The organism is Thermococcus sp. EP1, assembly GCF_001317345.1.
Lineage (GTDB): Archaea > Methanobacteriota_B > Thermococci > Thermococcales > Thermococcaceae > Thermococcus_A.
In genome coordinates, this window is sequence record NZ_JXCG01000010.1 from 1 (window position 1) to 20,140 (window position 20,140).

The following is a 20,140-nucleotide window of genomic DNA, read 5'->3' on the forward strand; positions in this document are numbered from 1 at the left end:
GCTGGTGCAAAATCAATGACCGCCACCTCTGGTCCTGGATTCAGTTTAATGATGGAAAATCTGGGTTATGCTATAATGACTGAGACTCCATTGGTTTTAGTAAATGTCCAAAGAAGCGGCCCATCAACAGGACAACCCACACTTGCTGCTCAAGGGGATATTATGCAAGCAATATGGGGAACTCATGGGGATCACAGTGTAATAGTGTTAACTCCTGCAACAGTTCAAGAGGCATTTGACATGACAATAAAAGCTTTCAATTTAGCTGAAAAATACAGAACACCAGTGATACTCTTAACTGATGCCGAAGTTGGACATATGAGGGAGAGAGTTTATGCTCCAAATCCTGATGAGCTTGAACTTATTTATAGAAAGCTTCCAGCTAATGAGGAGGAGTCTAAGTATCCTTTTGGAGATATTCACGGAGACTTAGTTCCCCCAATGCCGATTTTTGGGGAGGGACACCGAACATATGTCACTGGACTAACGCATGATGAGAGAGGAAGGCCCAAGACGGTGGAAAGTGAGATTCATGAGAAGTTAATAAAGCGCATAGTTGAGAAAATAGAGAAAAACAAAAAGGACATAATTGATTATAATGTGTACGAACTTGAAGATGCTGAAATTGCTATTGTGAGCTTTGGAATTGTTGCGAGATCTGCAATGAGGGCAGTTAAGGAATTGCGCAAGAGGGGAATTAAAGCGGGACTTCTTAAATTAAACGTTCTATGGCCGTTTGATTTTGATCTCATAGAAAATATAGCGAAAAAAGTTGAGAAGATCTATGTAGCAGAGATGAACCTTGGTCAGCTTTATCACATGGTTAAGGAAGGTTCCAACGGAAAAGCTCCTGTGGAATTGATCCCTAAGATCGGTGGCGAAATTCATACTCCTCAAGAGATAATAGAGAGAATTGAAGATGATTTGAGGTGAAGAGAATGTATCTAAAGTCAAGTTACGAGATTAGGGATAAGTACCTTAGAAAAGATATGCTTCCAACAATTTTTTGTCCTGGCTGTGGTATAGGGGCTGTTTTGCAGTATACTCTTAGGGCTATCGATGATCTTGGATTGAATCAGGATGAGATTGTGTGGGTAAGTGGAATAGGATGTTCCTCAAGAGTTCCAGGTTATGTTAACTTTGATGGTTTGCATACAACTCATGGGAGAGCATTAGCTTTTGCAACAGGAATAAAAATGGCCAACCCCAAGCTTAAGGTAATCGCCTTTATGGGGGATGGGGATGCAGCGGCAATAGGTGGTAACCATCTGATTCATGCTATAAGAAGAAATCTTGATATTACAGTGATTCTGATCAATAACTTTACATATGGTATGACAGGAGGGCAGGTGGCTCCAACAACACCAAAAGGACTTAGGGGGACTACAGCACCTTATGGGAGCTTTGAGAACCCATTTGACATAGCCGAGCTTGCTGTAGCTGCTGGAGCCAACTATGTTGCAAGGTGGAGTGTCTTTAACTACATCCAGGGTATAAACAGTATAAAGAAGGCCCTTCAGAAAAAAGGCTTTACTTTGGTTGAGTTCCTCTCCCAGTGTCCGATAAGCTTTGGAAGAAGGAACAGGTTGAAGACAGGTACAGAGCTGATAAAATGGTACCAACAAATAACAGTGCCTATCAGTAAAGCAAAGAATATGACTCCAGAAGAACTTGAAGGCAAGGTTGTAATTGGGGAATTTGTTGATAGAGATAGACCAAGTCTGGTAGAAGAGTACGAGGCATACAAAAAGAGAGCGAGAAAAATGATGGGGTGGGAAGAATGAGAAAGGAAGTTCTCATAGGTGGCTTTGGTGGTCAGGGCGTTATCTTGGCAAGTGTCATTCTTGGAAGGGCTGCAACGGTATATGAAGGCCTTTATGCAGTTCAAACTCAGGCATATGGTCCAGAATCTAGAGGAGGAGCAAGCAGAGCGGAAGTGGTTATAAGTGATGAACCTGTAGATTACCCAAAGGCATTAAATCCAGAATATGCACTCCTTCTTTCTCAACAAGCATATGAAAAGTACCTTCCTGTTGTTAAAGAAGGCGGTATAGTTATAGTGGAGAAAGATCTTGTTCCAAACAGAAATGAAGAACTCGAGAGAAAATTCAAAGTTTATGCGCTTCCCTTAACTGAAATAGCTGAGGAAACTACTGGTCTCAGTTTGACAATGAATATTCTTACTCTTGGATTTTTGGTGAAATTAACTGAAATAGTGAGTGAAGAAGCAATAGAAAAAGCTGTGCTTGACTCGATTCCTAAGGGTACAGAGCACCTTAATTTAAGGGCTTTAAAGAAGGGTTTTGAGCTCGGGGAAAAAGCTCTTAATGGGGAACTTTAATTTTCCTTGTTTTCTTTCTCCGCAAGATTTATTATGAATGTCCTGGTATTTCTCTTAGTATGCTGATAAACAAAACTAAGAACCAAGTATGGAATGGAAGAGTAAAAGTTGCAGACACATTTTTCAAGCGATTTAGGGGATTAATGCTTACTCCAGAAGTTAACTATGCATTGGTGTTTATTCTACCTACAGAGAGCAGAATAAATGCTTCGATTCATATGTTTTTCATGTTTCAGAGCATAGATGTTCTCTTTCTTGACTCTTCTCGAAAAGTGGTTGATCTTAAGCGCGCAAAGCCTTGGAGAGTTTATATGCCAAAGGAGAGTGCAAAATATATAATTGAAGCTCCAGTAGGTGTTATAAATGCTATTCATGCTGAAATAGGAGACGAGATTGACTGGCAAGTAGAGGAAGAGAGAAAAGCTGTTCCTTCTCCTGCAAGTGCGATTAATAAGATAAACATAAAAAGTTCAAATGGTGTTATAAGCTTGGCTGAACCTAAACCAAAGCTTAAAGGGAAATGACATGCTTGAGAGTATTATTGAATGCATAAAAAACAAAATTGAAAAGAACAGAGAACTTAGAGATGAACTTTACTCCTTGATTCTGTATGGCTCTTTTGTGAGAGGAGATTTTATTGAAGGAGTCAGTGATTTGGATTTCTTTGCTGTAATAAAGGATAATGAAAAAGTTATTGCTTCCTTAAAAATAGTTTTAGAGGAATGTTGTGCTAATCTAGGTGCTGTTGAGATTGACTTAGCGTGGGAGTACCTTGAGAATTTAGATGATCCATTACATAAAGGATTTCCATTTAAATTTTTAACAATATACCAGCAAGACTTTTTAGAGCATCATGTTGTAATATATGGAGATGATATAACTTCCTTACTTCCGAGATACTATTTTAAGGATCTTTTGAAGTGGAGAATTGAAAGGTTGCTGGCTTCAATAAATAAGTTCAGTGGAAATTTAAAGATGCTACATATAGGTGCCGGAGAAGTAGTCCGTCTTTTGGCCCTTATCCATGGTGCTAGAAGCCTCAGAAAAAAAGAGGTGTTAAGAGTTCTTGAGATAATTGGAGACATAGAAGCATTGGAAATTTATAGGGCGTATCTTAATGGCAGGGAGTTAAGATTTAGTGAAGATTATCTTAAAGAGTTCGTTCGTTCTAGGTGCGAAATACTCAAAAAACAGCAAAATCTATAGCGATGTTGTATTGATATGGAGCATAGGGCCTTACTTTCCTTTTCTCCAAGATCTTAATTTCCCTTCCAAGGTTTTTGGCAATTTCCTTTATTTTCTTCTCGTGCTCTCCAAAAAGATCATCCTCATGTGAGAAACCGTAATAGTGGATTATTCCTTCACGTCTCACACTTAGCATAGCCTCTCTTAGGAACTCGTGTGCGAACTTGGGAAGATTCATAATAACTCTATCTGCCTTTATTTGCCCAGCGACTTTTCTTACATCTCCGAGGATGGGAATGATATTGTTAACCTTGTTCAGTTTTTTGTTCTCTTCTAAATATCGTATGGCCCAGGGGTTGATGTCACATGCAAAAACGAGCTTTGCCTTCTTTGCTAGAAGAACCGAATAGGGCCCCACGCCTGCAAACATGTCAAAAACTATTTCTCTCCTTTGAACTTTTTTGAAGATTCTCATTCTTTCTGTAGCTAATCTTGGGGAGAAGTATACCTTTCCGACATCTAATTTTAGCCTGATTCCGTTTTCTCGGTGAATGGTTTCAGTTCTTTTCTCTCCAGCGAGATGAATAAGTTCCCTAACTCTGTATTCTCCTAAGACTTTACTACCTTTTGCAAACACGGCTTTTATATGCTTATGAACCTGTAGTATAGCCTCGCCAATATTTTTTCCATATGGGGTTAATTCTTCGGGAAGTTCTAGTATAGCTATCTCTCCAATAATATCAAATGAGGAGGGTAAGAGTGGGAGGAAATCTTTAGGAACTTCAACAACTTCTCTATAGCTATGGGGTCTTTTAGAAGCTTGCTCAAAACTTGTTTCAACTAGTTCAAATCCTTCTATTCTTTCTTTCACTGGAAAAATCACAAAATCCCCAGTAGTTTTGACTTTGAATCTATTATCCAGTAAATTAAGCTCAAGAAGAGTTTTTCTCACGTTTTCTGCCTCTTTTTTTGGGACTTTTATTCCGAGCATTTTCATCACTAAAAGAATTTGCAATGGACTTAAAAGAATTTTGAGCGAAAAGTTTTTAAATAGATTTCAAGGTTACGATATTGGACGCCCCGGTGGTGTAGCCCGGTCAAACATGCGGGCCTTTCGAGCCCGCGCCCCGGGTTCAAATCCCGGCCGGGGCACCAAAATTCTTCTGTATTGTAATCAAACACATCTAGTTTTAGAATAAGTTAAGCTTTTAAACTATGACTTGGATAAATAATCCAGTGGGAACATGAAAAAGTTAATATTCCTATTGCTCTCATCCATTGTATTAATACTCTTGGGAATAGCTGTGGGTTCTGTTAGGATATCCTTTGGAGAAATTCTTTCATCATTCAGTTTGAAAACTTTGAAAATGGCATTTTCAAATCCAAATTCACTTCGAGGCAATACTTACATTGTGCTTCAAATACGACTGCCAAGGGTTTTATTGGCGTATTTTGTTGGAGTAAGCTTGGCATCTGCTGGTACGGCTTCTCAAGCTCTCTTTAAAAATCCGCTCGCAGATCCATATATTATTGGGATAAGTGGAGGTGCTGCAGTAGGGGCTTCAATAGCAGCCCTTTATTTTCCTCCTTATATGAGTTTTTTTGCTTTGCTTGGTGCCCTATTAGCAGTTTTCACGGTCTACAGGATCGCGAAGGTAAATGGACATATTCCAGTTGATACGTTGCTTTTAGCTGGAATCGCACTTGGATTTTTCACAAGTGCTTTGACCTCTTATCTTCTTTATGTCGGGAGAGAGAGTATCCATAATGTTATTTTCTGGCTCATGGGAACTTTCAATGGAGCGATGTGGAAGGAAGTGAGAGTGGTTATGCTCTCATCAGTTTTAGGAACATTGTTCCTATTTCTAAGCTGGAAAGAATTAAATTTGCTTCTTTTGGGAGAGGAGAGTATTTCAATGGGGTTGGATATCAATTTGTATCGGAAACTTATTATAGGTGTTATATCGCTCCTCACTTCTTTTGCTGTAGCAACCAGTGGGATAATAGGTTTCGTGGGTCTAATAAGTCCTCATGCCATGAGATTGGTATTTGGGCCTAACCATAAGAGATTACTTCCAGCTTCTGCACTTTTTGGAGGTAGCTTAATGGTCTTCGCTGACCTTATTGCAAGAAGTTTACTCAGTCCTACTGAAGTGCCAGTAGGAATAATAACTGCCCTTTTTGGTGCTCCGTTTTTTATCTACCTTTTGATGAAGAAGAAGAGGGGTGAGCTCCTTGGTTAAGCTTGAAGTTAAAATATCTTTTTCCTATGGGGAAAAGGAGGTTCTTAAGGATGTTTTCTTCTCAACTAAAAGGGGAAAACTTCTGGCTATTGTAGGCCCTAATGGGGCTGGAAAATCAACCCTTCTCAAGTGTTTGGTTGGAATTTTAAAGCCTCGAGGTTATGCAAAATTGGATGGTATAGATCTTTTAAGCTTAAAACCGAAAGAGAGAGCTTACTATATCTCTTACGTTCCTCAAACGTCCTATCCAGAATTTGCTTTCACTGTTGAAGAGTTTGTTGAACTTGGAACTTATGCCACCGGAGGAAGTGTGGAAGATGCCCTAAAACGAGTTGGGATGGGAGATAGGAGCCATGAATTGGTAACAAAGTTGAGTGGTGGAGAATATCAGCTAATTTTAACAGCAAGGGCACTAGCACAAGGAAGCGAAGTTATGTTGCTTGATGAACCCACATCTCATTTGGACATTAATCATGCCCTTCAGGTAATGAACCTCTTAAAAGAACTGAAAGAGGAGAAAATTGTTATAGCTGTTATGCATGATCTGAATCTTGCTTTGAATTATGCGGATACTCTTTTAATTCTCAATAATGGGAAAGTGCATTGGATGGGCAGTCCATCAGAGCTCATTCCAGAAACTCTGGAAGAGGTTTACCATGTGAAAGCAAGGATAAAAGATGTTGAAGGCCTGAGGCTTGTCACAGCATTTTAATGTTTCCTTTTCCAAAAACCTAATATAAGAGATCATCAATATTCACTGAGGGTGATACTAGGCTATGGAAAAAAGATATCTTAGCCTGATTTTTATTCTGCTAATACTTAGCGTAACTTTCGCTGGATGCATAACTCAAACAAATACTAAAACAGAAACTCTCGTTATTCCGGAAGGAAACTACACAACTATTTATCTTAACGAGAAAGGCACCTCTCAATGTCCAGCTTCCAAAGTGCCTGTGACCTTCACATACACGCCACCGAAGAATGAATCTATAGACTCGGTAAGTCTCCGGGGAAGCTTTAATGACTGGGCGGAATGGCCAATGCAAAAGGAAAATGGAGCATGGAGCATAACAGTCTGTCTTGAACCGGGAAGATACGAATATAAGTTTTTCATCAATGGAGAGTGGGTTAAAGATATGTCTTCTGACAAGTATGGTAATCCAGTGGATCCAGAAGCTGACGAGTACGTGGATGATGGATTCGGCGGGAAGAATGCTGTAAGGATTGTTGAAGGCAACATGGGGTTTGTCCTAGAACATAATCCTAGAGATCCTGCTTATCTCTGTGTAGCAGATAATAGAACAGTTGTGAGGTTTAAAACTAGACCAGGTCAAGTGCAGTCAGCAGTACTAGTTACAAACTTGGGGGAATACAACATGTCGCTCCAACTGTGGTGGGGTTCAGGAGAGATGTGGAGGGTAGAACTTCCATTTGTTGAGCCGATTGAGTACTATATTAAGCTCACAACCCCTGATAATGAAGAATTCCTTGTACTGAATACTTCAACAGATGCATTTTTCTCTTTTGATGGCAATAACAGCTTTCCCCAAGTAGAGTGGGTAAGTAAAGGAGTAGGGTATCAGATCTTTCCGGAGAGATTTAACAATGGAGATCCAAGTAATGATGCATTAGCGTTACAAACAGACGAGTTTTGGTTTAATGAACTCATAGAGGATAGACCAATTCTTTCCAATTGGAGTGACCCAATAACACCCCTCCACTGTTGCCATCAGTACTTTGGTGGGGATATTAGAGGGATAATTGAGAAGCTTGATTATCTTCAAGAGCTTGGAGTAACTTTCATTTATCTCAACCCGATTTTCCTTGCTGGAAGTGCACATGGATATGACATTTATGATTACTATCGTGTTGACCCACAATTTGGAACGGATGAAGATCTTAAACTTCTCCTTGAAGAGGCTCATAAGCGGGGCATTAGGGTTATTTTTGACTTTGTGCCTAACCACAGTGGAATTGGCCATTGGGCATTTCTCGATGTAGCATCAAGGGGGAAGGAAAGTCCTTACTGGAACTGGTATTTTGTCCAAAAATGGCCATTTAAACTGGGTGATGGTAAAGCTTACATAGGCTGGTGGGGTATTGGGAGCCTTCCAAAGCTTAATACGATGAATCCGGAAGTTAAAGAATACCTTATAGGCGCAGCTCTTTATTGGCTTGATTTTGGGTTCGATGGCATCAGAGTTGATGTTCCAAATGAGCTTATAAATGCAGATGAATTCTTTTCAGAGCTCAGGCAAAGGGTTAAGGAAAAACATCCTGAGGCATATATTGTGGGAGAGATCTGGCAGCTTTCACCTAAGTGGGTTCAGGGGGATAAGTTTGACTCTCTGATGAACTACGCTCTTGGAAGAGATATTTTGCTCAATTATGCATTGGGCACATGGAATGGGGAAAGAACTCTTGAACTGCTTGGAAGATATTTTGCCAGCTATGGTGAAAATGTTGCAGCTATGGGCTTCAACCTGATTAGTTCCCATGATACGTCAAGACTCTTAACCGATCTGGGTGGAGGAAGATTTGGGGAAAATCCAAAGCCAGAGGCAATAGAAAGACTTAAAATGCTCTCTACACTGCTTTATAGCTTACCTGGAGCTCCAGTAACTTTTCAAGGTGATGAAAGAGGAATTTTGGGTGAAAAAGAGTATTATGATGCTCATAGATATCCTATTCAGTGGGATAAGGTGAACGAAGAAGTTCTTACTCATTATAAGGGACTTGGGATGCTGAGAAAAAGGATTCCAGCATTAACAAGTAGTGCAATAAAGCTTTACACAGCAAAAGATGGTGTGATAGCGTTTTTCAGGGGACACGAAAATGAAGTTCTAGTTTTAGCAAACAATGGAAAAACTTCAACTTCAATTGCACTTCCCCCTGGGAAGTGGAAACTCGTCTGGCCGGCTGAAGAGGGAATCTTTGAGGGAGAAATAGAAGTTCCACCAGTGATGACTTTAGTCCTTGAAAGAGAATAATGCCTTCAGTTCTTTGACAACTTCATCTTTAATTTTTTCTCTATTTTCAGTGGTAAGCACGTAGAGTTTTCCCATCCCTCTAAAGCGTTCTGTATATCTTCTGTGCACTGTTGCTAAGAGAGGTTTCTCTTTTTTGAGAACTTCGTTGATTATCATAGCAAATTCCCTGCTTTTATATTCCATGGCCCCTATTTCATCAATAATTATAAGGTCTGCTTCACTTATTGCCCTTCTTATCGCAGATACTCCGACTCTATTTAAGTCTTCAAGATTAACGACGTATTTTCCAACTCGTGGATAGCCTTCTCCAACCCATGCGAGGATTCCTTCTTCTTTGGTGTCAATTGCTTTAATCTTAAATCCTACTCTCCTACCTTTTTCTCTTACTTCTTGTGTCGTGAACCCTCCAATCTTTAGGCCCAAGCCTTGCATTTCTTCTGCAACTTTTAAAACAAGAGTAGTCTTTCCAACTCCCGGTAACCCGGTTACGAAGAGTCTCATATCCTCACCGAAAGAGTATAAAGAAAAGAGAATTTAATAATTTGTCGAAAAATAAATAATGAAGCAGAGATTGTTCAGTTTGTTTTTATCTATTTAACCCTTGTCGTGTCTATGCTTATTCCTTTCTCTCTCTTTCCATTTTTCTCTTATCATTAGTTTCTCTGTGTGGAACTTTTCTTTTATCATATCTCTCAACTGGTTAATTAACTCTTCCGCTCGTTCGTAGTCGCCTTCTTTGAAGGCATCCTTGAGTTCCTCAAGTAGTGTTCTTTCTTCCGTCATGTTAAGTCCTATTTTCTCGAATTTTGTCATGATTCTTTCGAGTTTCTCTATTCTGATTTCGATTCTAAGGGTTTGGTTTGTCCTGAGCATGATTTCTCGTTTTTCACCTGCCATTCTAATCACTGCTTCTGCGTGTGCTTTGGCTGCTATTGCCTGACCATAGGCTTTTCCGTATTTTCCTTCGTCATACGCTTCTTTAGCATTTTCAAGTTCCTTTTCGGCAAGGAGTAGAAGTCTCTCTGCAGCTGGAACTTTCACACTCTCGTTTTCCAATAGCTCCTTAGCAAGTAATGTTTTGTTCTCAGCAATTTCTATGGCCTCCCACGCCATTTCAGCTGTTATGTTGGCTTCCTCTTTGGTTACGTTGACTTTCAGCTCTTTCCTTATTCTTTTTTCCATCATTTCCGTCGCATTTTCTGAAAATGGGGTTTTTATTATTACAATATGAGTTACCTTGATCATGGCAAGTATTTGAGTTTGGTTCTCAGTCTTGTTAGTGTCTATATACACAGGAAAAGCCTTTTCGACCTTAATTTTCTTGAGGGCACCTATGTCTCGGCCGTGAGCAATAATGATCTTAACGTTATCTAAAATCTCTGGATAGTTTTCCAAAACATACTCTAGCACTTTAATATTTGTCTCATATCTGTCATTTCCCCATATTCTTGTCCATTCTATTCCCATATCGTCTAAATCTTCCTCATAATCCTTGGGCACAGCCGCCGGGCCACCTATGATTAAGACCTTATCTGGGGCAGCGCTCATTATTTCCGCTGTTATGTTTGGGTCGTACATTCCCCACGATGTTATGAATATTGTGAGGTTCATGCTCTCTCCTAACTTTTGTGCGAGTGTTAGGTCAGCTTCATTATCACTTACGAGTATTACAAGAGTAAGGTCACTTTCTTCAGTTGCGGTAGTGGTGGGTACTATGCTTAGCAAAAGGAGGATTCCAAACAGCCCAACAAATACTTTTTTCACTATCATGCTATATCACCTCACTTATTATTAAGGAAAAACATCTATTTAAGCTTTTTTCGTGAAATCGTTTTGTTTAGTTTTTGTTTGTTCAAAAATAATCCATTTCAAAGGAGTTTGAGTACCTCATCGTTAAATACCGTTTTTAAGTGTTTACGAATGTTTAAAGAGGGTTATAAGACCCCTTTATGCAAATTCTACACTTAATCTTTTAGTTTAGGCAATGAAACAATACTGGAAGTAAAAACTTGTTGAGTAAAAGCAAACTTTAAATCATTCAGTGAAGAAAGGATGGTGGTGGTTGGAATGAAAATAAAGTATAAACCTGAGGAATTGACGAGACTTCCTAGAAGCGTGGAATTTAGAGATGGGAAAGTTCATATAATCGATCAGCTCTTGCTTCCAAAAGAGTTTAAAGTAATATCATTGGAGACTGTTGAAGAGGTAGCTAGGGCAATAAAAACTCTACAGGTTAGAGGCGCTCCGGCTATAGGTGCAACCGCTGCCTATGGACTTGCACTGCTTGCTGAAAAGAGTAAAATGGAAAATAAAGAGAAGTTTTTAGATGAGTTCTACAGAGCTTTTGAAGTTTTAAAGAATACACGGCCAACAGCTGTGAATCTTTTCTGGGCTCTTAATAGAATTAAGGATATTGTGGAAGAACACAGAGAGGAGAGCCTTGATAAAATAAAAAGCCTGATCATTGAAGAAGCACATAAAATAGCAGATGAAGACGTAGAGGCAAACCTTAGAATGGGTCACTATGGAGCTGAGACTCTTCCTGAAGGGAACATTTTAACTCACTGTAATGCCGGAAGTTTAGCAACAGTGCATCTCGGTACAGTAGGAGCAGCTTTGAGGGTAATGCACAGAGAAGGTAAATTGAAGCTCTTATGGGTGGATGAGACAAGGCCAGTTCTCCAGGGAGCCAGACTTTCAGCTTGGGAGTATCATTATGATGGGATTCCATTGAAACTGATAAGTGATAATATGGCCGGTTTTGTGATGCAACAGGGAAGAGTAGATGCAATAATTGTTGGGGCAGATAGAATTGTGGCAAATGGTGATTTTGCCAATAAGATTGGGACTTACTCTTTAGCAGTACTTGCAAAGGAGCACAATATACCCTTCTTCACGATTGCACCGTTGTCAACAATAGACATGAGTCTTAAGAGTGGTAAAGAAATCCCAATTGAAGAGAGACCAAAGGAGGAAGTTTTAACATGCGGGGGATGTAAAATAGCTCCGGATGTCGATGTTTACAATCCGGCCTTTGACATAACTCCGCACAAATATCTCACAGCAATAATCACCGATAAAGGAGTAGTCTATCCTCCTTTCGAGAGAAATTTAAAGAAACTCTTTGAATAACTTTATAATTTTCCATGGTGGGGTGATATGAAGTTCTTTGGCTTAAAAACAAGGATAATAATTGGAGAAGGAAGCCTTCGATATGTTCAGAGTATTGCGAGAAATTATGAGAGAGTTATGGTCCTTTCCAGCAAATCTATGCGAATTCACGGATTTCTCAATGAGGTTATGGACTATGTAGAGGAAGCGGGAGCAGAGGTGGATGCCATAGAAGGTTTACCTGCTGAACCTGATTATGAAGATGTTGAAGAGTTAATACCGAGGGTTAAGGCTTTTTCTCCAGATTTGCTCATAGCTCTTGGAGGGGGAAGTGTAATAGATATCACAAAGGCCGTAAAGGTCTTCTATGATGCACCAGAACTTAGTTTTGAGGAGGTAGCATTTTTTAGTAGGTTTACGAAGCCTGTAAAGGTTATACCAAAACTTAAAACTCCATTAGTGGCAATACCCTCTACAAGTGGGGCTGGAAGCGAAGTTTCTGCTGCGAGTGTGCTCAGAAAAGACGGAGTAAAATACAACCTTGTTTCCTACGAGATTGCTCCGGAGTATGCAATTCTTGATCCACGGTTACCAAGAACAATGCCGGAGGACGTTGCGAGAAATTCAGGTTTAGACGTTTTAGTTCATGGAATTGAGGCGTACACCACTAATGCTACAACTCCATTCAGTGATGCCATGGCAATAAAAGCAATAAAGACTGTTTTTAAATGGCTTCCACTGTCTGTTAAAGGGGATGAGAAAGCTAGGGAGAACGTCCATTATGCGGCAACAATGGCTGGGATAGCATTTTTAAATGCTCGTCTTGGCATGTGCCATAGTATGAGCCATAAAGCCGCTTGGATAGCTCCACATGGTCTGCTTAATGCGATCTTCTTGCCATATGTAATTGAATTCAACATGAAGAGTGAGTATGCAAGGAAAAAGTATGCAGAGATAGCTAGAGAGGTTGGATTTAATACAGCTGAGGAACTTATTGAAGTTGTGAAGGAATTCAATGAGATGCTTGGTGTTCCAGCACTTAATAAAGTGGTGAATGAGGACATATTCCTCTTGAAACTTGATGAAATGGCAGATATGGCCTATGCTGACCCCTTGATAAGTTTTAACCCTGTTGAACCAAGTGTGGGTGATATTAAAGAACTTTACAGAAAGGCGTACTATGCCGAGTAGTTTTTAAACCCTCTTTCACTTTTTCTATCATGCACTTTCTCTTAAAAAGGGCAATAAAAGAAAGATTTGGGAGTCTTAATAAACTCCAAATAAGGGCTTTTGAAGAGGTTAGTTCTGGAAGGAGTGTCCTAATAGTTGCTCCCACCGGTAGTGGAAAGACTGAGGCTGCAGTGTTACCAGTTTTTAATGCAATCCTCGAAGAAGGCCTGAAACCAATTTCTGTTCTCTATATAGCACCTTTAAAGGCCCTTAACAGGGATTTACTTGATAGGTTAATCTGGTGGGGAGAAAAACTCAATTTGGATGTAGAGGTTAGGCATGGAGATACTTCTGCCTATAGGAAATCTAAACAAGTGAAAAAGCCTCCTCATATGTTAATAATAACTCCTGAAACTCTTGGAGTTATTCTTACAATGAAGTCTCTTCGCAAAGCTCTATCCAATGTCAGGTTTGTAATTGTTGATGAGATAGTAGAACTTGTTGATAATAAAAGGGGAATACAACTTAGCTTAGCTCTTGAAAGATTGGCAGAAATAGCTGATTTCCAGAGAATTGGACTTTCTGCAACTGTAGGAAATGAGGAAGAAATCAAAGCATGGCTTAAAGCCGATATCGTCGTGAAACCCCCAATAGCTAAGAGGTATAAGGTTAAGGTCTTATTTCCGCAACCTGATGAAAAGGACTTTGAACTCTCCAGAGAGCTTAGTATCCCATTGGATGTTGCTACTCGACTGAGAGTGCTCTGGAAGATAATAGAACGATATGAAAGGGGATTGATTTTTACAAACACAAGGCAGTTTGCTGAGATTTTAGCTCATAGACTTAAGGCTTGGGGAAAGCCCGTTGAAGTTCATCATGGGAGTCTCTCAAAAGAGGCTAGAATTCAAGCTGAAAGAGCTCTTAAAGAGGGGAAAGTAAAGGCCCTTGTGTGTACATCCTCAATGGAGCTTGGAATAGACATAGGAGAGGTGGATGTTGTAGTCCAGTACATGAGTCCAAGACAGGTAAACAGGCTTGTCCAACGGATTGGGAGGTCAAAACATAGGGTAGGAGAGATAAGCGAAGGTTATATCATCACGACAAATATGGAAGATTATTTGGAAAGTTTGATAATTGCTAAGAGGGCCCTAGAAGGTAAGCTGGAAGCCGTGAGACCATATGAAAATGCTCTAGACGTTCTGGCTCATTTTATAGTTGGACTTCTAATAGAACACAAAAAACTCCCAAGAGAAGTTCCATTTGAAATAGCTAAAAGGGCGTACTCTTATAGAAATCTAAGTTGGGACGAGTATGGTGCGGTTTTAAACATGTTAAATGATGCTCGGTTAGTAGGTTATGATGAAGAAAGCGGACTATTATACCTGAGAAGAGGGGCATATCAGTACTATTATGAGAATCTTTCCACAATCCCAGATGAAATCAGCTACAGGGTTTTTGACGTCAAAACTGGTAAAATTGTTGGTCGTCTGGATGAGAAGTTTGTGATGGATCTTGAGGAAGGGATGGAGTTTATCATGCATGGAAGGAGCTGGATAATTTTGGGAATAGATGAGGAGAGTAGGCTTCTTAAAGTTAGGGAAAGCAAAAGCTTAGAAAGCGCAGTTCCAAGCTGGGAAGGCGAGATGATCCCCGTGCCGTTTGAGGTGGCTATTGAAGTTGGAAAACTTAAAAGAGACCTTCTTTTTGATTTTGTCTCCGCTAAAAGAGTAATATCAAATGTAGATTTTGATGAAAAAGAGCTTGAATTTGTGAGGATCCTTCTTGAAAAGCAAAAACCTTTAGGAACGGATAGGGATATTGGGATAGAGTCCATTCCAAAGGCTCTTGTGATTCATGCTGATTTTGGAAACCAGGTTAACGAGAGTATTGGAAGATTTCTCATGGCATTTTTGACAGCCAAGTATGGCAAAGTATTTGCAATGAAAGCTCAAGCTCATGCGATAGTACTTCACACTCCGTTCCAGCTCAATCCCAATGAAGTCAAGAACTACCTCCTCCAAGACCACAGGGTTCTCGAGTTTGTGATAGCTAGAGAATTGAGAGGGAGCACGGCCTATCGGTGGAGAATGCTCAATGTGGCAAAAAGAATGGGGGCTCTAAGAAGGGAGGCTAAAATAAGAAAAGTGGAGAGGCTTTTTGAAGGCACAGTTATTGAGAAAGAGACTTTAAATGAACTTTTCCATGATAAACTTGATATTAAGCAGGCGGAAACAGTTTTAAAGGCATTAAAGGAGGGCAAAATTAGAATCAAAGTAAATCTGGGGAGAGAACCATCTCCACTTGCAACTCTTAACTTAACTGTTGGTGGAGAGTTTCTAGTAAGTGGGGAACTGGAAAAGGATGAAATATTAATTCTCTTTAAAGAGCGTCTCTTAAATACGGAAGTAGCCTTAGTATGCACAAATTGTGGATGGAGAGGTACTACAAGAGTTTCACGTTTAAAAAACCGAGTTAAAGATTTACAGTGTCCCAAATGCTCTTCCCTAATGATAGCTGTAGCCCATCCAATAGATGCTGAACTCTTTATTTCGGCTTTAAAGAAGTTTAAACGTGGGGAAAAACTAGAAAAAGAGGAAGAGAGTGCTTATAGGAGGCTAATAAAAGCAAGCGATCTTGTAAAGGCCTATGGGTTTGATGGGATCTTAGCCTTGGCGAGCTATGGGGTAGGTCCAGATACGGCTGCAAGGCTTTTAAGTCAATATCGAGGAGAAGCTCTTCTTGTGGCTCTCCTTGAGGCTGAAAGGAGATATATAAGAACAAGACGGTTTTGGAAAGAGTGAAAAGATACTACATTTTCCCAAAAATTTTATTTACTTCTTTTAGGAATTCACTGGCGCTAACCACGTCTCTAACATCTATACGTTCATGTTTGGTGTGTGAGATGTCGAGGTTTCCTGGCCCGAAGACAATAGTTCTTGTACCGTTGTACACAAAGTTTATAGCATCTGTCCAGCTTCTCATCCCTCCAAATTCATCTAGACCTACTGCATCCATGGCCTTTTTAGCTATTTGCACGATCTCTTCATCCTCTTCAAGTTCATATCCATCCCATATCTCAGTGTATTCATATTTGGAAGTGTATTCTTCAAGTATTGGCTCCATAAGGTCTAGAATATCCTCGACCTCTTGCTCTGGTAATAATCTTGCCTCGAATCGTCCCCTACATAAAGCGGGGATTAAATAATATGGGTTCTCACATATCAGTTCTTGAAGGCCAATGTACGCATCGAAGTATTTGCCCTTCTGGTTAAAAGGTTCAAGAGCCTTGAGTTCTTCAATCATTTTGTAAGCTTGGTCGATGGCATTTATTCCGCTTTCTGGGCAGGCACCATGAGCCTCTTTTCCATCTACTTCGAAATATGCTTCAATGTTACCTGCGTGAGCTACATGTACTTCTAAGTCTGTAGGCTCAAGTACGATAGCCATCTTTGGTTTGTAACGTTCCATGAACAATGCTGAGCCCATTCCACCTTTTTCTTCATCACTCACAAAGACGACTCCAACGTTTAGTTCGCCATTCTCTTTTTTCAGACTCTCTAACATGAGAAGTACACTGGCAAGTCCACCTTTTACGTCACTTGCTCCAGTACCATAGACTATGTTTCCTCTCACGAAAGGTTTTGCTCTTATATCTATTGTGTCCATGTGGACCTCAAAGAAGAGTTCAGCTTCAGGATTGACAACTAGATCGATTACTCTTCCATCACTCTCTATATGGACTTCATAGTCAAGTTTATGAAGGAATTCCATTATGTGCAATGCAAGGCGATCTTCATGGTCTGAAGGGGAAGGAATCTTTAATAGCTCAACTAAAATTTCTTTTGCCCTTTCGGCTTTCATTAGGGTCACCTAAGTGGAATGGGATTTCCTCACTTATAAACACTTTGGGTTGAGGAAAAGTTTATTTTATCCTCCATCAACTATCCTTGGGCGATGAAGAGATTCATCCCTCCTGACGGGACAAGTCCTCGGATGAGGATGCGGTCCCCCCTTGAGCCTTTTTGAGGTGAACAACATGATTCCTATAGAGATACCCCCTAATACTGTCATGCTCAGAGGAGTGGGATATGATTCAAATATTTACCTCTTTCGGGATGGGGAAGAGGGACTCATAGTAGACACCGGGACCGGAGTTTACTGGCACAGGTATTTTGAGGTTTTTGAACGTGAAGATTACCTTAGGGGACTTAGACGGGTTATTATCTTAAGCACACATGAACATTTCGACCATGTGGGGGGTAACAGGAGGTTTAAAGAATTTTTTGAGAGAATGGGACTTGAAGTAAGTTTTGCGGCTCATGAAGTTGCAGCAGAAGTTCTTGAGAAGGGTGATGATTACGTGATACTTTCCTATGCTTATGGAAGAAAGTTTGCTCCCCAAAGGGTGGATCTATTTATTAAAGATAAGGATGTCTTAAGAATTGGGAGGAAAGAATTGATTGTTCTTCATACTCCTGGCCATACAGCAGGTAGCGTTTGTATATATGAACCTAAAGAGAAGCTCCTCTTTACAGGAGATACTCTATTTAAGGGTTCTGTAGGTAGAACTGATCTACCAACAGGGGATTTTAAGGATCTCGTAACTTCTTTAGAAAAATTAGAGGGGATTGAAGTAGATATTGCCCTGCCTGGGCATGGGAGACCCATACTTGATTGGAAGAAGAACCTTAAAGATATTCAAAAATACTTGGGGGTTATTGAGTGAGAAAGGGCTTTGTTAAAGAAGTATTGTCCAAGCTTAAATATGATCCTCGTGAAAATGAGGAGGATTACTATATCGTCATAGAACATAGGGGTGCTTATGGAGATATAAAAAAGATTCCTGTTAAACTGATAACTCTTGGACATGGGTATTTTTTCATTGAAGATACACAAATTCCCTACCATAGAATCCTTGCAGTAGTTAGAAAAGATGGGAAAATAATATGGAAAAAACGTGGATTAGGAGATAAATTCAAATTCTGAAATTAGAAGCCCCTTATTCTTTTCTTCAAATGTGTTCAAATCTCCAGAAATTAGTAAAAAGCTTTTACTCACAATTGCATGGTCTTTTAGGTATGTCAGTATTTCAAAGAGCTTTTTGAACCCAATTTTGGCATTAAGGTGTTCAATTCCCTCTATTGCGAGTATGGTGTTCCCTTGTTTCAAAAAGTCTATCATGAACTTCTTGGAGTCTTCAAAGCGTTCTGGTGAAATTGAACCGATTACAGGGACGTTTGTTATCCAGTAAACCTCTATCTCCTTCTTAAAGAGCCCTTTAATAGTTTCTGGGTCATCTCGTGTTATAACCATGCTTTTTCTGTTGTCTAAAATGTTCATGAGGAAGTAACGGGATTTGAATTTGCTTGAGAAAAGATATCCTCTTGGCGAAGGCTCTTTGAGCTTAACTTCATCTTCAGATAGTGCAAGGAGCAAGTCATATAGTTCTTTTAACTCCTCATAATGTTGTTGCGCTTTTCTTGACATTTGGGAAAGAATTAACTTTAACTTTTCATCCATGGAAACCCTCGCTAAAATTTCATAAATCTCTTTTTCTAGCAGTTCATTGTTCATGCACACACGGAGAACCTTTAGATACTCAGTAACACTAGTCAATGTCTTTTGAGGGGGTTTGATCTCAAGAAGCGGTAAGTCAAGTTCTATTGGTTCTTCTTCTGGATAAAGGAGTTTGAATTCGTTATAAAGTTCATCTCTATGTTTAAGATTTTCTTCAGAAAGCATAGAAAAGAGAGCTTTTGCACTCTCTATATAGCTGTTTTCAGCAAGTTTTTTGTAATACTCGCTCTCTTTTTCTTTATTAGGTATCAAATAACTAAGAATTTCCTTTGGAGATTTATCTTTAAGATATTTAATGATTTGATCATTCTGTATTAGATGTGACCAAATCTCCATTCTATCCCCCTCTACTTTTTAGTCAGTTCAAATAGAAAAGCTTTTCTATGATTTAGGCTATGGCGTTAGGAGGGTAAAAGATGATAGATGCTCATGCTCACGTGGAGATGTTTAAGAGAGACGTTTCACCCATTATAATGGAGAGTAAAGAAGAATTAAAAGCTATAGTGGACTCTATAACCGAATACAGAAAGTTTCATGTGTGGAAAAGTTGGGAACTTTTGAAACCTTACTTTGGCTTTATATTTCCCACTTTGGGATTTGCACCTAATGAAGCTCGGAGAGGTAACTGGGAGAAGGTCAAAAAGGTAGAGGATTTTATTTGGCAACATAAGGATGAGATAGTTGCGGTTGGAGAGATAGGTCTTGATTACTACTATGCTCAGACGGAAAAAGAAAGAGAAAACCAGAGAGCGATATTTGACTATTTTCTTGGTGTTGCGGAGGAATTAAAGCTTCCTGTAGTCATACATGCTAGAGATGCTGAAAGAATAGCCTTTGAAATGGTTCAAAGAAGAGGGTTAAAGGCTTACTTTCACTCATATAGTGGAAACATCGATGTTGCTAAGGAAATTGTTGAAAATGGTCATTTTATTGGCATAAACACGGGTATAGTTTTTATCCCAGAAATCGAAAATGTCACGAGGGCTCTTGAAATTGAGAGCATTCTCGTTGAGACTGATGCTCCATATATGAGTCCGTTTAAAGGTGAAAAGAACAAACCTCAGTACATAAAAGTTGCTATTAAAAGAATATCTGAAATCAAGGAAATTAGCTTTGATGAAGTTGAACAGATAACAGAAAGGAATACGTTAGAATTTTTCAGACTAAATTTGGGGTGAGGAAAATGGAAGAGATTGAAAAGGTTAAACTCTTGTGTGAAAAGCTTGGAGAAAAAAATATTGTAAGGGCGATAGACTCATTTGTAGCTCTTCAAAAAGAACTTTCGAGTAAGAAAGGTGAGGACTTTGTAAATGTATCGATTTTGGGTTTCATTGAAGGAATGTTGGTAAGTTTTCAAAGAAAATATCCGGAAAACGAAGATGTTCAAGCTCTTCTAGAAGAAGTGAAGGCAAAGAGAGAAAGGCTTGAAGAGAAGTTCAAAAGAGCAAAGGTGCCACTTTTTGAGGGAAATAATAGTACTTAACTCTCAGCCCTGGCTGTATTCATCATAGCCAAAGGGCTCG

General features: G+C 39.5%; 20 protein-coding genes and 1 tRNA gene. 16 read left to right on the top strand and 5 right to left on the bottom strand.

Features of this window, described 5'->3' with window-relative positions:
* From EP1X_RS07700 to EP1X_RS07720, 5 genes are all read left to right on the top strand, one after another.
* Positions 1 to 933, top strand: a 933-nt coding sequence (locus tag EP1X_RS07700; protein WP_055283322.1) for a 2-oxoacid:acceptor oxidoreductase subunit alpha, incomplete at its 5' end; no start/stop codon positions are given.
* A 5-nt stretch (positions 934 to 938) separates the two neighbouring features.
* Positions 939 to 1,784, top strand: coding sequence for a 2-oxoacid:ferredoxin oxidoreductase subunit beta (locus EP1X_RS07705; RefSeq protein ID WP_055283324.1), 846 nt, complete (start codon positions 939 to 941; stop codon positions 1,782 to 1,784).
* Complete coding sequence (locus EP1X_RS07710; protein ID WP_055283326.1) at positions 1,781 to 2,341, top strand: 2-oxoacid:ferredoxin oxidoreductase subunit gamma; 561 nt, start codon at positions 1,781 to 1,783, stop codon at positions 2,339 to 2,341. Before EP1X_RS07705 ends, EP1X_RS07710 begins: the two co-directional genes overlap by 4 nt.
* A 59-nt stretch (positions 2,342 to 2,400) precedes the next feature.
* Entirely contained in the window at positions 2,401 to 2,865 is a 465-nt protein-coding gene (locus EP1X_RS07715) for a DUF192 domain-containing protein (RefSeq protein ID WP_055283328.1), read from the top strand.
* A 1-nt stretch (position 2,866) separates the two neighbouring features.
* Positions 2,867 to 3,547 carry a nucleotidyltransferase domain-containing protein gene (locus EP1X_RS07720; protein WP_055283330.1) on the top strand — a complete coding sequence of 227 codons (681 nt, stop codon included), beginning with the start codon at positions 2,867 to 2,869 and terminating at the stop codon, positions 3,545 to 3,547.
* Here EP1X_RS07720 and EP1X_RS07725 read toward each other — a convergent pair.
* Positions 3,525 to 4,517, bottom strand: a complete 993-nt coding sequence (locus EP1X_RS07725; protein ID WP_055283332.1) for a class I SAM-dependent methyltransferase family protein — start codon at positions 4,515 to 4,517, stop codon at positions 3,525 to 3,527. The two genes, EP1X_RS07720 and EP1X_RS07725, sit on opposite strands and share 23 nt — an antisense overlap.
* A gap of 86 nt (positions 4,518 to 4,603) precedes the next feature.
* Between EP1X_RS07725 and EP1X_RS07730 the strand changes: the two genes are divergently transcribed.
* The 4 genes from EP1X_RS07730 to EP1X_RS07745 all read left to right on the top strand — a co-directional run bounded on the left by EP1X_RS07730 (position 4,604) and on the right by EP1X_RS07745 (position 8,759).
* Positions 4,604 to 4,681 (top strand) — tRNA-Glu (locus EP1X_RS07730).
* Between the two features lie 89 nt (positions 4,682 to 4,770).
* Positions 4,771 to 5,769, top strand: coding sequence for an iron ABC transporter permease (locus EP1X_RS07735; RefSeq protein ID WP_055283334.1), 999 nt, complete (start codon positions 4,771 to 4,773; stop codon positions 5,767 to 5,769).
* The gene (locus EP1X_RS07740) at positions 5,762 to 6,481 is read left to right on the top strand and encodes an ABC transporter ATP-binding protein (RefSeq protein WP_055283336.1); all 720 of its coding nucleotides are present in this window, start codon (positions 5,762 to 5,764) and stop codon (positions 6,479 to 6,481) included. The genes EP1X_RS07735 and EP1X_RS07740 overlap by 8 nt, the downstream gene beginning before the upstream one ends.
* A 64-nt stretch (positions 6,482 to 6,545) precedes the next feature.
* Complete coding sequence (locus EP1X_RS07745) at positions 6,546 to 8,759, top strand: alpha-amylase family glycosyl hydrolase (protein WP_082391529.1); 2,214 nt, start codon at positions 6,546 to 6,548, stop codon at positions 8,757 to 8,759.
* On the opposite strand, the gene EP1X_RS07750 is transcribed toward EP1X_RS07745, so the two are convergent.
* Positions 8,739 to 9,260 carry an NTPase gene (locus EP1X_RS07750; RefSeq protein WP_055283338.1) on the bottom strand — a complete coding sequence of 174 codons (522 nt, stop codon included), beginning with the start codon at positions 9,258 to 9,260 and terminating at the stop codon, positions 8,739 to 8,741. The genes EP1X_RS07745 and EP1X_RS07750 overlap by 21 nt on opposite strands.
* A gap of 93 nt (positions 9,261 to 9,353) precedes the next feature.
* Positions 9,354 to 10,529 carry a cell wall-binding repeat-containing protein gene (locus EP1X_RS07755; RefSeq protein ID WP_055283339.1) on the bottom strand — a complete coding sequence of 392 codons (1,176 nt, stop codon included), beginning with the start codon at positions 10,527 to 10,529 and terminating at the stop codon, positions 9,354 to 9,356.
* Positions 10,530 to 10,826: 297 nt separating this feature from the next.
* On the opposite strand from EP1X_RS07755, the gene mtnA reads away from it, so the two are divergent.
* From mtnA to EP1X_RS07770, 3 genes are read left to right on the top strand one after another with little or no spacing between them, the layout of a single operon-like run.
* Positions 10,827 to 11,891 carry an S-methyl-5-thioribose-1-phosphate isomerase gene (gene mtnA / locus EP1X_RS07760; protein WP_055283341.1) on the top strand — a complete coding sequence of 355 codons (1,065 nt, stop codon included), beginning with the start codon at positions 10,827 to 10,829 and terminating at the stop codon, positions 11,889 to 11,891.
* Between the two features lie 27 nt (positions 11,892 to 11,918).
* Positions 11,919 to 13,061, top strand: coding sequence for an iron-containing alcohol dehydrogenase (locus EP1X_RS07765; protein ID WP_055283343.1), 1,143 nt, complete (start codon positions 11,919 to 11,921; stop codon positions 13,059 to 13,061).
* A gap of 29 nt (positions 13,062 to 13,090) precedes the next feature.
* A complete protein-coding gene (locus EP1X_RS07770; RefSeq protein ID WP_055283345.1) occupies positions 13,091 to 15,841 on the top strand; it encodes a DEAD/DEAH box helicase in 2,751 nt (916 codons plus the stop codon).
* Positions 15,842 to 15,848: 7 nt separating this feature from the next.
* On the opposite strand, the gene EP1X_RS07775 is transcribed toward EP1X_RS07770, so the two are convergent.
* Complete coding sequence (locus EP1X_RS07775) at positions 15,849 to 16,901, bottom strand: M20/M25/M40 family metallo-hydrolase (RefSeq protein ID WP_055283348.1); 1,053 nt, start codon at positions 16,899 to 16,901, stop codon at positions 15,849 to 15,851.
* A 175-nt stretch (positions 16,902 to 17,076) separates the two neighbouring features.
* On the opposite strand from EP1X_RS07775, the gene EP1X_RS07780 reads away from it, so the two are divergent.
* Positions 17,077 to 17,766: an MBL fold metallo-hydrolase gene (locus EP1X_RS07780; RefSeq protein ID WP_055283349.1), complete on the top strand. Its 690-nt coding sequence runs from the start codon at positions 17,077 to 17,079 to the stop codon at positions 17,764 to 17,766.
* Positions 17,763 to 18,026, top strand: a complete 264-nt coding sequence (locus tag EP1X_RS07785) for a DUF504 domain-containing protein (RefSeq protein ID WP_055283351.1) — start codon at positions 17,763 to 17,765, stop codon at positions 18,024 to 18,026. The genes EP1X_RS07780 and EP1X_RS07785 overlap by 4 nt, the downstream gene beginning before the upstream one ends.
* Here EP1X_RS07785 and EP1X_RS07790 read toward each other — a convergent pair.
* Positions 18,003 to 18,953 (bottom strand): DUF835 domain-containing protein, encoded by a 951-nt coding sequence (locus EP1X_RS07790; RefSeq protein ID WP_055283353.1) that lies wholly within the window; start codon positions 18,951 to 18,953, stop codon positions 18,003 to 18,005. The two genes, EP1X_RS07785 and EP1X_RS07790, sit on opposite strands and share 24 nt — an antisense overlap.
* Before the next feature lie 80 nt (positions 18,954 to 19,033).
* Here EP1X_RS07790 and EP1X_RS07795 point away from each other — a divergent pair, with 80 nt between their 5' ends.
* Both EP1X_RS07795 and EP1X_RS07800 read left to right on the top strand, forming a co-directional pair.
* Positions 19,034 to 19,795 carry a YchF/TatD family DNA exonuclease gene (locus EP1X_RS07795; protein WP_055283356.1) on the top strand — a complete coding sequence of 254 codons (762 nt, stop codon included), beginning with the start codon at positions 19,034 to 19,036 and terminating at the stop codon, positions 19,793 to 19,795.
* Positions 19,796 to 19,800: 5 nt separating this feature from the next.
* A complete protein-coding gene (locus EP1X_RS07800) occupies positions 19,801 to 20,100 on the top strand; it encodes a DUF3216 domain-containing protein (protein ID WP_055283358.1) in 300 nt (99 codons plus the stop codon).
* Positions 20,101 to 20,140: the final 40 nt, after the last annotated feature.

Coding starts and splice junctions, on each gene's coding strand:
- EP1X_RS07705 (WP_055283324.1), top strand. CDS start 939: ATGTATCTAAAGTCAAGTTACGAGATTAGGGATAAGTACCTTAGAAAA.
- EP1X_RS07710 (WP_055283326.1), top strand. CDS start 1,781: ATGAGAAAGGAAGTTCTCATAGGTGGCTTTGGTGGTCAGGGCGTTATC.
- EP1X_RS07715 (WP_055283328.1), top strand. CDS start 2,401: ATGCTGATAAACAAAACTAAGAACCAAGTATGGAATGGAAGAGTAAAA.
- EP1X_RS07720 (WP_055283330.1), top strand. CDS start 2,867: ATGCTTGAGAGTATTATTGAATGCATAAAAAACAAAATTGAAAAGAAC.
- EP1X_RS07725 (WP_055283332.1), bottom strand. CDS start 4,517: ATGCTCGGAATAAAAGTCCCAAAAAAAGAGGCAGAAAACGTGAGAAAA.
- EP1X_RS07735 (WP_055283334.1), top strand. CDS start 4,771: ATGAAAAAGTTAATATTCCTATTGCTCTCATCCATTGTATTAATACTC.
- EP1X_RS07745 (WP_082391529.1), top strand. CDS start 6,546: ATGGAAAAAAGATATCTTAGCCTGATTTTTATTCTGCTAATACTTAGC.
- EP1X_RS07750 (WP_055283338.1), bottom strand. CDS start 9,260: ATGAGACTCTTCGTAACCGGGTTACCGGGAGTTGGAAAGACTACTCTT.
- EP1X_RS07755 (WP_055283339.1), bottom strand. CDS start 10,529: ATGATAGTGAAAAAAGTATTTGTTGGGCTGTTTGGAATCCTCCTTTTG.
- mtnA (WP_055283341.1), top strand. CDS start 10,827: ATGAAAATAAAGTATAAACCTGAGGAATTGACGAGACTTCCTAGAAGC.
- EP1X_RS07765 (WP_055283343.1), top strand. CDS start 11,919: ATGAAGTTCTTTGGCTTAAAAACAAGGATAATAATTGGAGAAGGAAGC.
- EP1X_RS07770 (WP_055283345.1), top strand. CDS start 13,091: ATGCACTTTCTCTTAAAAAGGGCAATAAAAGAAAGATTTGGGAGTCTT.
- EP1X_RS07775 (WP_055283348.1), bottom strand. CDS start 16,901: ATGAAAGCCGAAAGGGCAAAAGAAATTTTAGTTGAGCTATTAAAGATT.
- EP1X_RS07780 (WP_055283349.1), top strand. CDS start 17,077: ATGATTCCTATAGAGATACCCCCTAATACTGTCATGCTCAGAGGAGTG.
- EP1X_RS07790 (WP_055283353.1), bottom strand. CDS start 18,953: ATGGAGATTTGGTCACATCTAATACAGAATGATCAAATCATTAAATAT.
- EP1X_RS07795 (WP_055283356.1), top strand. CDS start 19,034: ATGATAGATGCTCATGCTCACGTGGAGATGTTTAAGAGAGACGTTTCA.
- EP1X_RS07800 (WP_055283358.1), top strand. CDS start 19,801: ATGGAAGAGATTGAAAAGGTTAAACTCTTGTGTGAAAAGCTTGGAGAA.